Annotated in this window: 11 protein-coding genes; 2 read left to right on the top strand and 9 right to left on the bottom strand. The window is 45.2% G+C overall.

The window, feature by feature from the left end; genetic code table 11:
* Nucleotides 1–24: 24 nt before the first annotated feature.
* The 4 genes from ABDV94_RS18905 to ABDV94_RS18890 all read right to left on the bottom strand — a co-directional run bounded on the left by ABDV94_RS18905 (nucleotide 25) and on the right by ABDV94_RS18890 (nucleotide 5,517).
* Nucleotides 25–1,599 (bottom strand): OmpA family protein, encoded by a 1,575-nt coding sequence (locus ABDV94_RS18905; RefSeq protein WP_343748787.1) that lies wholly within the window; start codon nucleotides 1,597–1,599, stop codon nucleotides 25–27.
* An 80-nt stretch (nucleotides 1,600–1,679) separates the two neighbouring features.
* Nucleotides 1,680–2,372 (bottom strand): response regulator transcription factor, encoded by a 693-nt coding sequence (locus tag ABDV94_RS18900; RefSeq protein WP_343748786.1) that lies wholly within the window; start codon nucleotides 2,370–2,372, stop codon nucleotides 1,680–1,682.
* 2 nt (nucleotides 2,373–2,374) lie between these two features.
* A complete protein-coding gene (locus ABDV94_RS18895) occupies nucleotides 2,375–3,991 on the bottom strand; it encodes a HAMP domain-containing sensor histidine kinase (protein ID WP_343748785.1) in 1,617 nt (538 codons plus the stop codon).
* Between the two features lie 194 nt (nucleotides 3,992–4,185).
* Nucleotides 4,186–5,517 carry a DEAD/DEAH box helicase gene (locus ABDV94_RS18890; protein ID WP_343748784.1) on the bottom strand — a complete coding sequence of 444 codons (1,332 nt, stop codon included), beginning with the start codon at nucleotides 5,515–5,517 and terminating at the stop codon, nucleotides 4,186–4,188.
* Between the two features lie 266 nt (nucleotides 5,518–5,783).
* Between ABDV94_RS18890 and ABDV94_RS18885 the strand changes: the two genes are divergently transcribed.
* Both ABDV94_RS18885 and ABDV94_RS18880 read left to right on the top strand, forming a co-directional pair.
* The gene (locus tag ABDV94_RS18885; protein WP_343748783.1) at nucleotides 5,784–8,024 is read left to right on the top strand and encodes a T9SS type A sorting domain-containing protein; all 2,241 of its coding nucleotides are present in this window, start codon (nucleotides 5,784–5,786) and stop codon (nucleotides 8,022–8,024) included.
* Nucleotides 8,025–8,127: 103 nt separating this feature from the next.
* Nucleotides 8,128–9,498, top strand: coding sequence for a hypothetical protein (locus ABDV94_RS18880; RefSeq protein ID WP_343748782.1), 1,371 nt, complete (start codon nucleotides 8,128–8,130; stop codon nucleotides 9,496–9,498).
* Nucleotides 9,499–9,595: 97 nt separating this feature from the next.
* On the opposite strand, the gene ABDV94_RS18875 is transcribed toward ABDV94_RS18880, so the two are convergent.
* The 5 genes from ABDV94_RS18875 to rnpA all read right to left on the bottom strand — a co-directional run bounded on the left by ABDV94_RS18875 (nucleotide 9,596) and on the right by rnpA (nucleotide 15,845).
* The gene (locus ABDV94_RS18875; RefSeq protein ID WP_343748781.1) at nucleotides 9,596–10,150 is read right to left on the bottom strand and encodes a fasciclin domain-containing protein; all 555 of its coding nucleotides are present in this window, start codon (nucleotides 10,148–10,150) and stop codon (nucleotides 9,596–9,598) included.
* A gap of 256 nt (nucleotides 10,151–10,406) precedes the next feature.
* Complete coding sequence (gene mgtE / locus ABDV94_RS18870) at nucleotides 10,407–11,756, bottom strand: magnesium transporter (RefSeq protein WP_343748780.1); 1,350 nt, start codon at nucleotides 11,754–11,756, stop codon at nucleotides 10,407–10,409.
* A 158-nt stretch (nucleotides 11,757–11,914) separates the two neighbouring features.
* Nucleotides 11,915–13,456 (bottom strand): O-antigen ligase family protein, encoded by a 1,542-nt coding sequence (locus ABDV94_RS18865; protein ID WP_343748779.1) that lies wholly within the window; start codon nucleotides 13,454–13,456, stop codon nucleotides 11,915–11,917.
* An 83-nt stretch (nucleotides 13,457–13,539) separates the two neighbouring features.
* Nucleotides 13,540–15,177 (bottom strand): S41 family peptidase, encoded by a 1,638-nt coding sequence (locus tag ABDV94_RS18860; protein WP_343748778.1) that lies wholly within the window; start codon nucleotides 15,175–15,177, stop codon nucleotides 13,540–13,542.
* A 281-nt stretch (nucleotides 15,178–15,458) separates the two neighbouring features.
* A complete protein-coding gene (gene rnpA / locus ABDV94_RS18855; protein ID WP_343748777.1) occupies nucleotides 15,459–15,845 on the bottom strand; it encodes a ribonuclease P protein component in 387 nt (128 codons plus the stop codon).
* Nucleotides 15,846–15,921: the final 76 nt, after the last annotated feature.

Below are 15,921 nucleotides of genomic sequence, written 5' to 3'. Positions count from 1 at the left end.
CTGGCCGGATTCGCGGGCAATCGCTTAGATTTTAAACTTCACTCCTACTTGCAGATACAGGTGGAAACGCAGTCCGTTTGGACGCAAATAATCGGTGGAAACACCGAAATTGGTATACAATCGATCCAATCCGAAGGAAATGGAGTTATTCCGGTAAGCCGCTCCGAGGTAAACGGCATGAAACAAACCTGAATCCGGGTGCTTGCCGATAAAACTCAGATTACTTCCCACATAAGCTGCCAGCGTGGGGTGAAAATCATGAATCATGGAACGGTTTGCATTTCCGATAACCGTTTGCTTGAAGGGATCGAACGAAAAGAACACATAATCAGCCCGGATTGCTCCGATGAACCGTGCTTTCAGATCAATTCCCACATTGATTCCGTATTCTGCACGCGTTCCGGAGTATTGAAGGTAAGCTGTTGCATATCCTACTCGTTCTGCGATATTCAGATACCCGATATCCAGTCCGTATTCCAAAGCATTCACCCCGCCGCGCGATTCGGGGAAACAAACATGTGCCGACATCGTGTCTACCGGGTAAGCGATCTTCACGGAATCTCCCGAAGGTGTGCAGATAGAACGGTTGGAGTAGATATTCCAGTCTGGTCGCTGCAAGTACACCGCCGGAACTTCAGCAAAACAATACGGTCTGTTCCGCACTCCGAATTCGGTTCGCCAGGTTACCGGGAGGTCGTAATTCCGGTCAAAATAATAGCTTTTGCTCTCTGAAACATAAGTTCCCGGCACCAGCAGCAGGTATTCGTCTGTGAGTAATTTTTTCCGAAACTGCAGGTTTTGCATGATATACGTTTCGGGCAGGAGTTCCGATTCCAGCTTCATCGGTGCATTCATGTCCTTGTCGCAAACTACGCAATCGTTGTCATCTTCGCGGATTTGCTTTTTGGTCAATACTCCGTAAGCTTCAAAATCGGCTTCTTTGATGCGGGCCCGGTAACGTTCGTGCTGCCACCAGCCTTCACCGCTTACTTCCAGCTTCCACTTGATGATTTTGGCATACTGTGAGTTCTTCGTAAGCGTATAATACGTTTGGTTTTTCGAAAACAAGTGCGGTTCCATTTCCAGGATCACGTAATTGCTGCGCCCGTCACTGACCCGGATGATGTTGCAGTTCTTCATGACCGAATCCGAAAGCACGAAGCACACTTTGGTATTTCCGAAATACTCGTATTGGTCGGTAGTGTCTTCTGCCAGGCGTTTTCCCGCATAAAACAAGTGAATTTCAACTCTCCGGTGATTTTCATCCGGGTTCCGGAAGCCGTTTTCTTCTCCTTTTGCGTAGCTCGAAACCGGAGTTTTTGCCGGCAGGATTTTTTCCAGGTAGGCTTTCACGCGATCTGCCCGCTTTTGCGAAAGCCGGAAATTGAGCTTTTTCTTCCCGGTCGAATCTGCAAAACCGATGACCTGTAAACTGTCGATTTTCTTCAGGTTGTGCGAAAAGATATAGCGTTGAATCTGCTGTTTATTTTCTTCCTGCAACTTGGAATCACCACTTGGATAATAGACCGAAAACACTTCCTGCGCCGATGCACGCATACTTCCAAACAACAGGAGTAAAAGCAAGAGGCTGGTTTTCATATAGGGTATAAACAAAAAAAGACCCGTCAGCAGACGAGTCCTTTGGTTCTTTTTCCGCATCACAAGAGCGAATATAAAGCTTATTCGTGAACAATGAGTTTAAATCCTTTTCCGTGGATATTCAAAATCTCAATGCGCTCATCTTCTTTCAACAGTTTACGCAGTTTTGCAATATACACGTCCATTGAACGACCGTTGAAGTAATTATCGTCTCCCCAAATAGCGCGCAGTGCCGCTTGTCTGTCCAGGACTTCGTTGCGGTTTTTACACAGTAAATGAAGCAGCTGACCTTCTTTGGTTGTCAATTTCTTTTGTTCTTCCTTCAAATGAAGAATGCGCGAAACCGGTTCGTATTGAATTGTTCCGATCTGCTGCATTTCATTGTCATCATTTTCGATCGTTCCGGTTCTTCTCAAAATTGCTTCGATGCGTGCCACGAGTTCTTCCATCGTAAATGGTTTCGTCATGTAATCGTCAGCTCCGCTTTCAAAACCTTCCAGTTTGTCTTCCTTCATTGCCTTCGCAGTCAGGAATAGAATAGGAACCTTCGGATCGATCAGACGCACCTCTTTGGCCAATGTAAACCCATCCATTTCCGGCATCATCACATCAAAAATACAGAAGTCGAAATGTCCGTCCGTGTATTTTTCATATGCGTGTTTTCCATTGCGCGCAAGCTCAACCTGATACCCCTTCGCCTTCAAGAAAGTCTGTAATAACTGACCCAGGTTATCATCATCTTCTGCTAATAAAATTGATTTTTGCTTAGCCATAATTATCTTTTTATTGTTACACGAAATTCTGAACCTTCTCCTACCTGACTGGTTACATGAAGACTCCACCCGAACATGTCGGCGAGAGCTTTCACATAACTCAATCCCAGACCGAAGCCCTTCACGTTATGAACATTTCCGGTCGGAACACGGTACAATTTATCAAATATTTTCGAGATATGTTCACGTTTAATACCAATTCCTTTATCGATCACGGACAATTCGAGGCGTTCCGGAAATACTTCCAGTTTCACCGTCACATGAATCTTGTCCTTGCTGTATTTTATCGCATTGTCAACCAGGTTGTTTACCATGTTGGTAAAGTGCATGCGGTCTCCCTGGATGTAAATTTCTTCTTTCGGAAGCTGCAGAATTAATTCGCCATCCGAACCTGCAATCCGGAAGGAAGCGGTTTTGGCAACAGACTGGATCACCTCAAGCACCGGCACTTTTTCCATCTTCACCTTCAGTTCTCCCCGATCGATCACCGCGCTTTGCAGAATGGCTTCAACGAGCACACCCAAACGCTTGTTTTCTTCCTGGATCATCTTCACGAACGGAGCCGCGGTTTCCGTTTGTCCCCCCATCATTCCGGGATCGTGCATGGCCTCACAAGCCAATGAAATCGTTGAAATAGGTGTCTTAAACTCGTGGGTCATGTTCGAAATGAAGTCGTTTTTCAGTTCGTATAACTTCTTTTGAGTTAAAATGGTACGGAACATGTACGAAATGGTGATGATGATCATGACTGCCAGCACCAAACTGACAATCAGTAAACTTCCCATCGATTTCAAGACGAAGAAACGGCTGTGCGGGAAATTCAGGTGCAGGGTCAGTTTGTCTTCCAGGATTTTATTCGGGAACAGCATCGTAACCTGAGTTTTCGTTGTATCGAGCTGACTATCATAATCGCTGATACTCTTCTTGAATTTAACCGGTTCGTTGTTTTCCTCAATCACCACGAATTTGAATTCATCCGGCAGTTTATCTGCAATGAGTTCTTTCCGGATAATGGAATCCAGGATGTGAAGGTCGATCCGTTTTTCCGGATCCAGGTACATGTTATCGCGGAAGGTTTCCACCATCAGTTCGTTGATGTACTTCGCTTTCTTGACGATTTTGTGCATCACACGCTGATCGAGGTGATATGCTGCTCTGACGGAATCTTTGTGAAACAGGCTCGGGTTTGATCCGTCGAACAATTCGTGAATTTGGCGAACGTCGCGTGCCAGTACTTCCTGTTTGGAATACAACCCGGAAATCGAGTCGTAACTGTTTCCCGTTACAATCAGGTAATTTTCCAGTTTCCCGTTCAGCGTCAAAACCGTATCGCGGATGGAAATCGATTCTTTGACTTCGAATAAGTTTTGGAATTCTTCTTTCAGCACGTCTTTGTACTGACCCGAAACATCTTTGCTCATCAGGGAAGAATATCTTCTCAGGTCTTCGACTTTCTCATAGCGAATCGCAATCCGCTCCATTGCAGTGTTTACCTTGCTTTTGAAGTCATCTGATTTGCGGTCGTAGAGCTGTAACGTCTGGAAGATTTGAATCAACAAAAGAGCCAGCATGGCAATCCATACTGCAGTAATTACGAGATTGATCCGAATCTTAATCATATGCAAATAACGAATGTAGGCGAAATGTTAAAATTAACGATTCGCTTAACGTTTTTTAGCAGAAATCGGAAAAAATTAAGCCTGTAAAAATGAATACTCTAAACATCAGGAGGCAAGAGACCAGACTTTTGGAGTCAGGATCAATTCAAAATGCAAAAGGAGTTGTTTTTGAATTATCAATTTTACATTTTGAATTATTTCTTCTTACTTCCGCGCTTTTTCGGCTTGCCGTATTTCTCCTGCATGGCCTTTTTGTGATTGTAGCGCACGTTGACCTTTTTGTTTTTTTCCTTCTTTTCGTGGAATGCCGGCCCAGCCTGATCTTTCGGAGGCAGTTTCACCAGCACGTTTTTCATCGCTACCTGTGGTTTCTCAAAATCGAGTACCAATTCGGAAAGTTCTACTTCTTCCGGGAAATCCTGAACAGGAACGCGCTTATCCATGAATTGTTCAATGCGGCCGAAGAACTCGAGGTCTTTCTCTGCCAGGAACGTGATGGCATGTCCTTCCTTATCCTGGCGTCCCGTTCTACCGATGCGGTGGATATAATTCTCCGGGTTGTCCGGAATATCGAAGTTGATCACATGCGAAACGTCTGTTACGTCGATTCCGCGGGCAATCAGATCCGTAGCCACCAAAATGCGGTAAATTCCATTCTGGAAATGGCTCACGGCATTGAAACGGTAGTTCTGTGCTTTGTTGGAGTGAATCACACCGATCTCTACATTGAAAGTCGGTTCCAGTTCTTCAAACACTTTATCAGCCAGTACGCGTGAAGAAACAAAGACCAGCACGCGGCTCATGTCCTGGCCATCTTCCAGCAAGTGTTTCAATAAGTTGATCTTCGAAGTGAAGTTGGGTGCTGCAACCGCTTCCTGCTTGATTTTTTCAAGCGGTGTTCCTGCTCTGGCAGCTTCTACTTTCTCCGGGTTTTCAAAATACGTTTCAATAAATGAAGCTACTTCTTCGGAAAGCGTTGCCGAAAACAGCAGGTTTTGTCTTTTCGCCGGAAGCAGTTCGAAAATGCGCATCAATTGCGGGCGGAATCCCAGGTTCAGGGTTTCATCCACCTCATCGATCACCACTTTCTTAGCGTGTTTCAACTGCAGAGACCCGTTGGCAGCAAGGTCAAAAATCCGGCCGGGAGTTCCCACCAAAATATCCAGACCCTGGAGTACCATTGCAGACTGCGTGTTGATATTCGCTCCTCCGTATACACCGCCCACTGCTACGTTCATGTAAGGAGTGAGTTTTTCTACTTCGCGCACTACCTGCACCACCAATTCCCGGGTGGGAACAATGATCAGGATTTGCGGATGCGGTTCTTTGGAGAATTTCCACATAGACAAACACGGCAGCAGGTAAGCCAGGGTTTTTCCCGTTCCGGTTTGTGCCAGCCCGATGACATCTTTTCCGGACATCATCACGGAGAATCCAGCCGACTGGATTGTTGTAGGAGTTGTATATCCCAACTCATCCAGCGCGGTTAAAATCGGTTTTTTGATATTCAGATCGTGAAATGTCATGCGGAAATTTTTCACAAAGGTAGTGATTCCATTTTTGACGGGCTTGCGTTCCCAACGACTTTCTTTCAGACTCCGGTTTGGTACTGTACTAAACTTCAACTAAAAAATTGATACATCAATGAATTTGAAATCAGACTGTTAAAATCCATATTCTAATCAAAAATTAATTTCACACCCGCAAAAAAGCCCTATATTTGAACCGCGTAAAGCAAAATTACACTACAATTTTAGGTCTACACGGCCTTGAAACCTACAATACTCTTGCTATGTTGAAGTACCTGTCTACTGCACTACTTGCATTCCCTTTATCTGTACAATTAACCGCCCAGGTCACCGTTTTCGACCCAATGTCTTCACAAATCGAATTCATTTCACAGCGAACGTATTCCGCAGATGCCGGAAAAAAATACAATTCGCCGGTCTTCTACAATCACCCCGACTTCGGGAAATTGACGTTTGATGCTCCGTTCGGGAAAAACGTGGTAGAAGATTTGAGCAAACGAACAGATGATTCGCGCTATTACGTGGACCTGGACAAACCGACTTTTTTCTACATCCAGAAATCAAGCGGTGCAATTAATTTGTATCAAAACGGAACCTGGCGTGCCATCGATCCCACCCTGCATCCTGTTTCTGCACAAGTGTATGAATCGGGAATACAGCACTGGCCCACCAAGCTGGATTTGGCGAACAAACTTACTTCGTTCCGGTTAAACGGATCTGAATTCAAGTTCAATCATTATGCACTGAAAGTGATTCACAACGACAATTCACAGACGATGCACCAGGCAAACTGGTCCCAGGCGCGCGTCGGAAACGAAGGCGCTTATATCACGGACATTTTTCCGGGGATTGACATGAAAATCATCTTTTCAGAAGGAAAGATCAAATCCGATTTCATTATCCGGGAAAACCTGCATGTCAAACGATTGATTTTCACGGATCAACTTGAGGTACCGGCTCATTTAAACGGGTTCGTGTACACCGATGAATTTATCTCTCACGGACCGGTTATTTTCGAAGACATTCACACCGGGGAAGCTGTTATCAAGTTCAACAGTGCGCGCTGTTATGATGCATCTGCAAACAAACAATCCTGGCTCAATCCGTATACCCTGCAGGGAAATGCCCTTGAGATTCTGTGTGATTCGGCGCAGTTGAATGATCCGTCCAAAGTGTACCCGATCACAATCGACCCTTTGGTTACTGTCGTTGGCCCTGTGAACTCAGCAGCAAATATCATCGGTTCACGACCAACTCCTGCTTCCTGTACCAATACCATCAATGTGACCTTTCCGGGTGGAACCACTCCGTGGGATGTCTCTGCAGGCTGGGTGGTTGTTACGGATTACTGCTACCTGACTTCTTACCCGTTCTGGGGAATTTACGACGACTGCTGGCGTTCCGAAGCACGAATCTGGATTACTTCTTCCTGTGGGGGAGGCACTCCGGCTGGATTTCCAGGCACCATCTGGACGTGCAGCGGTTGTAACAGTATCGGAACCTGGAATCCGGTCCTTCCTTTTGCCAGTTCGGGAACTCAAACCCTGGCGCAATGCTATACACCTTCCTGCTCCAATCAAACATTGAGCTTTACGATTAACAGCAACCGCACGTATTGTGCCGGAAACGGAACGTATGACAATTGTAACTGGGCAACGAACTACTGTAATTACATGAATTCCTGGAACGTCACTGTTCAGGGAAGAAACGCTGAAACACTTGCCAATACAACTACCGGAAACGGTTCTACGACGATTGCAGCAGCAACCTGTGCATCGGGAACCACCACATTGAATCCGGCGGCGTTGTATGGAGTTCCGGGATACAACTATGCATGGAATACCGGAGCCACATCCAATACGCTGACGGTTGCAAACGGACCGGCTACCTATACCGCTACAGTAACAGATGCCTGCGGAACGGTGAGAACAGCAACATTTATCATCACGTGTCCACTTGCGCTGGAACTCGGAACCTTTGAAGCCGCTCATTCCGGAGGTGATGTGCAGCTGAGCTGGCAGACCAATTTTGAGAAGGAAAATCACCATTTTTCGATTCTCCGGGCAGGAAGTGATCTGCAGTTTGAAGAAATCGGGCAGGTTCCGGGACTGGGAGATTCTCAATCGCCGCAATTCTACTCGTTCATGGATCGTGATCCGTTGAATGGCATCAGTTACTATCAGCTTGCAAGTGTCGATATCAACGGACTCGTTACGCTTTCCGATATTCGTTCCATTGAAACCAAGCTTTCCGAAAAACCGGTTTCTGTTTCACCGAATCCGAACAGCGGTAGCTTCAGTCTGGAACTGAATGTACCTAAAAGCGGAAGTTACCTCGTTCAGATCGTTTCTTCAGACGGACGGATTGTGTACCAAAGCAACCACCAATTGCAAAAGGGACACCACGTACTTCCGATGAATAAAGTGGCGCTGCAAAAAGGAACGTACCACGTACGTGCAATCAATGAAAAAACGGAATTGCAGGAGAAATTTGTCGTGGAATAAAAAGCCTTACTTCCCGTTGACTAAAGTTTATTAGTTTTAAAGAAAATACTCTGTTCTTTAAACGATGAACCCCTTTTTCAAAACTGTTTGTTTCCTTGTTTGTGTGCTGTTAGCTCATCTGGAATTGTTTTCCCAGAGTGAAGTGGGGTATATTTCATATGACCCGCCGATCCGGAAACCTATCGGGGTAAAAATCATTGACCGGAACGAAGCCAATTATCAAGCTTTGTTTAATCCGGCCAATCCCCAAAGTTTGCTTGGAATCCTGGTTCAAAATGTCATCCCAAGTCCGCAATTTGCAAGTAAGCAGACGATCAATCGCATTCGCCAGGCTGAACCCGGACTTGTTTTCTACGAGCACGAGGGCCGGCAGTCAACAGATCGTTTGAAAAAAAGACAACCGGATTCGTTTGGGAACTTTGCAGATTCCATGATTCAAATCGATGGCGTTTCCACTTACGTTTATCCGCCGACACCCAAAGACTATTACGAACTGAGTAACATTTCCCGCCTGGTTCTTTATCTGGACACGGTTCAAAATGAAGAAACTCAGGAAAAATACATCGGAATTTCCCGGATCGGTTTAGCCAAAAAATATTCCGGTTCCGACAAGTATGACATCATCCTTTCTTTTTCATTTCCGGCATTTGCGCGCATGGGCCAATACGAATTGATCGTCAAGGCAAATCCGCTTCTAACCGCAAAACTCACGGATTCTAATAGCTATTACCGGAATGGATTCAAAGATTCTTGTTTACAGATCCGGACGGAAAATCTGGATGGTCATGATCCGGGCTACTGGTTTTTTCCGGGTTATTATACTCCACGAAGTCATGATCCGGTTGTTTTCTTAGGAACACCTGCTGTGGAGCATTTATTCGGCTACGGATCATCCGGGTTTGGAATTTATGGATTAAACTTTGAGTTTTCAGACTCTAAAAAAGACACTTTAAAGCACTATTTTGATGAGTTGAAAATCATCCCGGGTCCTGAAAGCTCTTTACCGCTTGTCAACCAATACGGTGAAGATTCTACGGTGATCTATCCCGATGGAACGATTTGTTTCATTTACCCGCCACGAGATTCTGTTGTTACATGGGCCGAAGCAAAAAATATCCAGGTCTATCTTCATTATTCCATGGAATACGGTGGGCTGGGTCAAAAGTATTTTGATTTAAAAAATTATTACTTCACAACGGAAGTAAACGGGTACAGAATCCCTTTTCTGGGTTTCCGGCTGGAAATCAACCGGGCTCTGAACCTCCAGATGGGATGGGGGGACTTTTATCCCGATATGCTTGCATTCAAAATTCCGGTTTCAGAAATGAGCTGGCTTCAAGCTCTTCAAGCTGAAGTACCTGTTTTAAAAACCCATGTTAAGAAAGATATCCAATCGCTCTTTGAACAGTTTAACCTGGAAACGGACGGAAACAACTTGTTAAACCTTCCTGTTTATTCAAAGAAAAAACCCTGACATCCACCTTCCGGTGAAGCCAGGGTTCGCCTTGCTATAGGTTGGTACGTAATCCCGGACACTGTAGTATGGAGCCGAAATTATTTCCCGTGAAAATTTACATTTTCGGCATCAACACTTTGTCTACCACGTGGATCACTCCGTTTGACTGGTACACATCGTATGTGGAGATGTTTGCAACGTTTCCTGCTTCGTCTTTGATCGTAATGTTGTGGTCTCCGTTCATCATTGCCCACAATTTTCCTCCTGAAACAGTTGTCATTTCGGCTTTACCGCCTCCTTTTTTGATCGCTGCAGCAATCGTGTTGAAATCCATTTTTCCAGGAACAACGTGGTAAGTCAATACTTTCACCAATGTTGCCTTGTTTTCTGGTTTCAAAAGCGTCTCCACTGTTCCTGCCGGAAGATTTTCAAACGCATCGTTTACCGGGGCAAAAACCGTGAAAGGTCCTTTTCCTTTGAGTGTTTCAACCAAATCTCCTGCTTTCACCGCCGCAACAAGCGTTGTGTGATCTTTTGAGTTAACTGCGTTTTCCACAATGTTCTTTGCCGGATACATGGCCTCACCACCTACCATCACTGTTTGTGCAAATGAAGCTGAAAAACATACTGCCGAAACAGCAAATGCGAATGTTACTAATCCCTTTTTCATAATCGTCAAGTTTTGAATTAAAAATTTGACTCAGTTACGACCGGAAAAAAGGTTTGGATTTTTTTTGAATGAAAAAAATTGAAATAAAAATGATAACTTATTAAAAATGAAACAAATAAAGGACGGCTATTTTACAAAAAAATGAAAAAGTAACAGTCTGCCATAATGAAAAGACGAAGCATATTCCGCAGATATGGGCGTTCCGCAGGTACAAAAATCACAAGATTTTAAGACCGGGTAAGTAGAAACCGGAACTTTAGCTCAATACCAGGAGACCTACGGTGAAGTAGATAAACAGTCCGAGGACATCGTTCGTAGTGGTAACGAACGGACCGGTTGCCAGTGCAGGATCAATTTTATAGCGGTTCAGGATCAACGGGATCATGGTTCCGAAAATGGCTGCAAAAATAGTAACCGTCAACAGGGAGATACTGACGACAAACGCCAGGCGGTAATCATTGAAGAAATAGGCAATTCCAAAGATCAAAGAGGAACATAGCAAACCGTTTACGATTCCGACAATGGCTTCTTTCCCGACTTTCGAAAAGATACTGTCGAAAGGATCGTTTCCACGTGCCAGTGACTGCACCACAATGGCCGAAGATTGTACTCCCACGTTTCCACCCATCGCCGTAATCAGCGGGATGAAAAAGGCCAAAGCCGGAAGGTGTGTGATATTGGTTTCAAAACGCGAAATCACCTGCGCGCTCAGGATTCCACCGAGCATCCCGATCAAAAGCCACGGAAGACGTGCTCTTGAAATGCGGAAGACACTGGAATTCGATTCTACTTTTTCGGAGATCCCGGAAGCCAGCTGGAAATCTTTGTCTGCTTCTTCCTTGATGACATCTACCACGTCGTCGATGGTAATACGCCCCACCAATTTTCCCTGAAGGTCGACTACCGGAACGGAAACCATGTCATATTTCTCCATCACTTTCGCCACCTTTTCGGATGAATCGCTGGTGGTAACGAAAATGAGGTTTTTTCCTTCGTACAGATCACGGATCGGGGTTTTCGGGCTGGCAAACAGCAAGCGCTTCAGTGACAGCACTCCGACCAGTTTGTTGAGATCATCGACCACATAAATGGTATAGACTTGCTCCACATCTTCTGCCTGCCGGCGCAATTCGACCAATGCACGGTTTACCGGCCAGTCAAGTCTTGCCTGGATGAACTCTTTCTGCATGAGTCCCCCCGCCGTATCTTCGTCGTAATTGAGCAGGTCTACGATGTCATCAGCTGCATCGTCATCCTCCATCTGGGAGATTACCTCCTGGATTTTCTCATCCGGAAGTTCTCCAAGGATATCCGCCGCATCATCGGAGTCAAGATTCTCCAACTGTTCGGCCATTTCTTTGGGAGACAAAGAAGACAGGAAGCGGTCTCGAACCTCTTCCTCCAATTCCATCAAAACGTCTGCCTGAAGCTCTTCATCGAGCTGATAGTAGAGGTATTTTGCCTGTTCCATCGACAATTCGTCCATGATTTCGGCAATATCCGCAAAGTGCAGGTCGGTGATGTGTTCTTTGATCCACAGATTATCCTCCGACACGATTGCCTGCCGGATGCGTTCAAGAAAGTCTTTGGTCAGCTCAAAACGCATGGATTCTCAATTTGTGTGCAAAGGTAGGAAAAAGTAAAAATTGAACAGGTAAAACTGAGAAGTTATATTCGATGTGAGTTGGGCGGGTTCATTTTATGGCGCTAATGAATTCATTATCAATGAGCTAATTATAAAATTGTCAAGAATGAACCTCGTGGCTATTTCGCCAACTGGTACTCCTTTTCTGTTCGGTCAGGATACAGGATGTTTTTCCCGGTGACGAAGTACACAAAGAAAAAGGCAACAAACGTAACACCTGTCTGTGTTTGAAGCGTATCTTCGATGAGGAAGGAAAGCATGGTAATCACCAGGAAACCGGTCCATTCGAATGCATTGATTTTCAAGGCAACGGCCAATTGCACAAACCAACACAAGACAAAAGCAAGGAAGCAGAAAATACCACCCACCACCCAGCTGGTGAGGTATTGATTGTGTGTTAAATGCTGATTTTCAAGTGTCAGCTTGGTATGATTCAACCGGTAGGTTTCATGAAATGCATCTTTGATGTCTCCTACTCCTACTCCCAGTATGGGATGTTGTTTCACGATCGTCAAACCCGCTTTGTTTGACTCCACTTTCTCCAAAAGCGATTTCCCGTTCGGATCTTCCGCGTTGTTCAGCTGATTCCGCATCCGGTAGATTTGCGCCGAGATTCCTCCTTTTGCCATTTCAACCGAAGCAAATCCGCGCTCCACATTCCGGATATCGGTTTCGGTGAGCTGCTGAAAATCCACCGAGTCTTTTCGAAGTCCTTTGGAAGTCATGTAGCGCTGCAAAATATTCCGGATCGGGTTTCCTTTCAGATCGGTTCCGTTGACATATGAAATGTCGGACACTTTCGCCCACTCTTTTTCAAGTTCTTCATCGGACACAAAGTACTGAACCGGATAGCCATTTTCCCAGATCATGTTTTCCGGGTTGTCGAAGGTGTACAAGTTTCCGTTTACAGTTCGTTTGCCGTAATCTTCCATAACGATTTCCCGCTTGTGCGGGATCGGCTGCAACTTCACAACAATGAATGCGATAGAAGCCAGGATACACGCTGCAAAAAAGGCAATCAGGCTTCGTTTTACCCAGATTTTCTTTACCGATTTCACCTTGAAGCAGAACATCGTGAAAACCACCCCGGAGAATGTTACGTAACCCATTCCGATCTGCGACAGGTTGATGTAAAACACAAACCAACAAGCCAGAAGGAGCGCAATCCAGCGATAGGGGAATTTCCGGATCCACCAGGCCGCACAGAACACCAATGCCAGAACGATCATCATCGCAAAGCGCAAGTGCGAAATAAAGAGTGACATGCTTCGGATATCGTCGTATACTTTTGATCCCCACCAGTGGAAATACGTTCCGACATTAATGAAACTCGTAATGAACACAGCAACCAGGAAGCCCAGTGCAACCCACATATAATGTTTGAATCGGGTAAGCGGAATAGCTGCAATAGCAAGCGGAATGGTGTACAGGGGCATTTCCTTGCGAATCATGTCAAGCGCCTCCGTTTGGTTATGTGACCACAAAATGGAAAGCATTTCGGTTCCGATATAGGCAAAAAGCAACCAGAGCCATTTGTTGGAAATCCAGTTTTTCCATACTGTTTTCCAGTCCCAGAGCAGGATAACATTCAAGCCCAAAAGCATCGTCCCAAGTGACAACGGAATTTTACTATAGGGCAACCCGGCGGCAATTCCTATCATTGCAACCAGTTGAACAAAGTAATGCACGGGCTTACCGGTCAGTTTATCCAGCATAAGTCATTGCTATATAAAACCGATAACGTTTATTTCCCGAGAATAGTATTCCATTGTTTGATATCGGAGAGGATCTCCAGCGCCTTCACCACGTCTTTATCAGCCTGGAATGCCTGTTCAGCACGACCATTCTGATAATAGTAACGCGATACGATCTCACTGGAAAGCACGTCGTTAATCTCATCCTTGAACTTATCCAGATCGCGTTCTTTGGATGGAGTTACTTTTGACAATAACTGGTCATAATCCGCCTTGATGTCTTCAAAATATCCTTCTTCTTCTGCTGTTTTTTTCATTTTCTCCAGCTGTTCTTCCGAAGCTGTGGAGTAGGTAAACGTTTGTTTCAGCGCATATGCTTTAAACGCATCGTATTCTTCGGGTGTCAGCTTGAATGTTTTCGCCGGACCGATTGTCGGGTGCGAGTGCTTAAAGTCTGTTGCATAATTGAAGATCACGTTGTTACTTACCAGCATGATCAGTAAGCGGGAATAATCGTTTTGGTCTACTTCAATATCCGGTTCGATCCCACGTCCGTCGATCACTTTGCGGCCATTCACCGTTTTGAAACTTTTCAGCAGTGAATCGGCAATGGCTTTCGGTTTCTCACCCAATTCTTTGTCGTAGTACTCCAAACGCTGCACGCAACGACCGGAAGGAGTATAGTATTTCGAAATCGTCAATTTAATTTTTGATCCGTATTTCAGGTCGAAGGTGCGCTGTACCAATCCTTTTCCGAAGGAATTCGTTCCGATGATGACTGCACGATCCAAATCCTGCAAACTTCCGGCAACAATCTCCGAAGCTGACGCGGATCCGCCGTCTACCAAAACCACCAAAGGAATATTCAAATCGATTGGTTCGGCAGGAGTTGCATAGGTTCTGTTCTCATCCGGAATGCGGCCTTTGGTAGTAACCACCGTTTGTCCCTTTTTCACGAACAGGTTCACGATCTTCACTGCTTCAAACAGTAAACCTCCCCCGTTTCCACGCAAATCCAGGATCAGTGAAGTCATTCCCTGCTGCTTGAGTTTTCCGAATGCCGAAGTCACTTCTGCGGAAGCTGTTTGCGTAAAGCTATTCAGTTTGATATATCCTGTTCCATTGCTCAACATTCCGAAATACGGAACATCTGCCAGTTTGATTTCGTCTCTGGTAATGGAGATTGTTTTTTCCTGGCCGTCGCGTTCTACTTTCAACTGGATGGTTGAACCTTTGGGGCCACGAAGCGCATCAGAAACGTCATCGCTTGCTTTGCCTTTCATGTCTTTTCCGTCGATAGACAGGATTTTATCACCCGCCGATGCACCTGCCAACTGAGCCGGTTTTCCTTCGTAAGGTTCTGCGATGTAGGTATAATCACCCATTTTACGAATCAATGCCCCGATTCCACCGTATTGTCCGGTCGTCATCATGCGGTAGTCTTCCATGTTCGACTCGTGGTAGTAAACCGTGTACGGATCGAGCTGTCTCAACATCGCGTCGATAGCGGTTTTGCTCATTTCACCGGGTTTGATCTCATCCACGTAGTTCATTTCCAGTTGCTGGAAAATGAGGTCCATCAATTCCATTGATTTGATTTCTTCAAATCCGTTGGATTGTGCTTTTGACGGAGAACTGAAACCGATAACAAGGGTTAACAGGACGAAAACATGCAGGAACTGCTTCATATTTATTCTTTTTCTTTGAACTGCGTCGCCTACTTGATTTCCATCAAAAGCTTCGCTTAATTTTAACTATGCTAACACGTGTTCCTTCGCTTGAAGCAATTCATCATTGCTTTGCTCAGTCTTCACCAGCATTTCTGCCGGCTCTTATCGAAAGCAGTGCTTTCTCTTATTTGGTGCTATTCAAAAACCGTTCCGTGAAACCGCTTTTGGGTGGATAAAAATACCGAAAGATTGGAAACGTTCCCTGATTTTTTAGCTTTTTTGACGAAGGATTGTGAGAATCAGGTGTTCTCCGACAGTTCTGCCATTAACCGCGTTACCAATTTCCGAACGGATTTCTCCAATTCCGGGTACGTAATGATTTCTTTGTTGGTATACACAATCATCAGCGCCAACTGCTTTTCCCGCTCATTCAGGAAGTCTTCCAAAGGCTGTTTTTCTCTCCGGAGGATTTCTTTCAACAGGCGTTTGACGTAATTGCGGTCGTGGGCACGTTTGAACTGGCGTTTCGGCGCAGACAAAACCACCTGGAACGGAGTTTTCTGATCCGCTTCACTTTCGAGGTAATACACTTTCAACGGAAAGGCACGCACCTGCCCGCCCTCCTTGAAGAGCCTGCCGATGGTTTTGCGGCTGCAGAGTTTGTATGGTTTTCCGAACTTTTCCATTTTAAAGACTTAAAGACATCAGACTAAAGACGCAGGACTTAAATACCTTCTTTGGTCTTAAGTCTTGCCTCTTCTG

This window comes from Fluviicola sp., assembly GCF_039596355.1.
In the GTDB taxonomy this organism is placed as follows: Bacteria; Bacteroidota; Bacteroidia; order Flavobacteriales_D; family Crocinitomicaceae; genus Fluviicola.
This window is presented reverse-complemented; position numbering and strand designations above follow the sequence as displayed.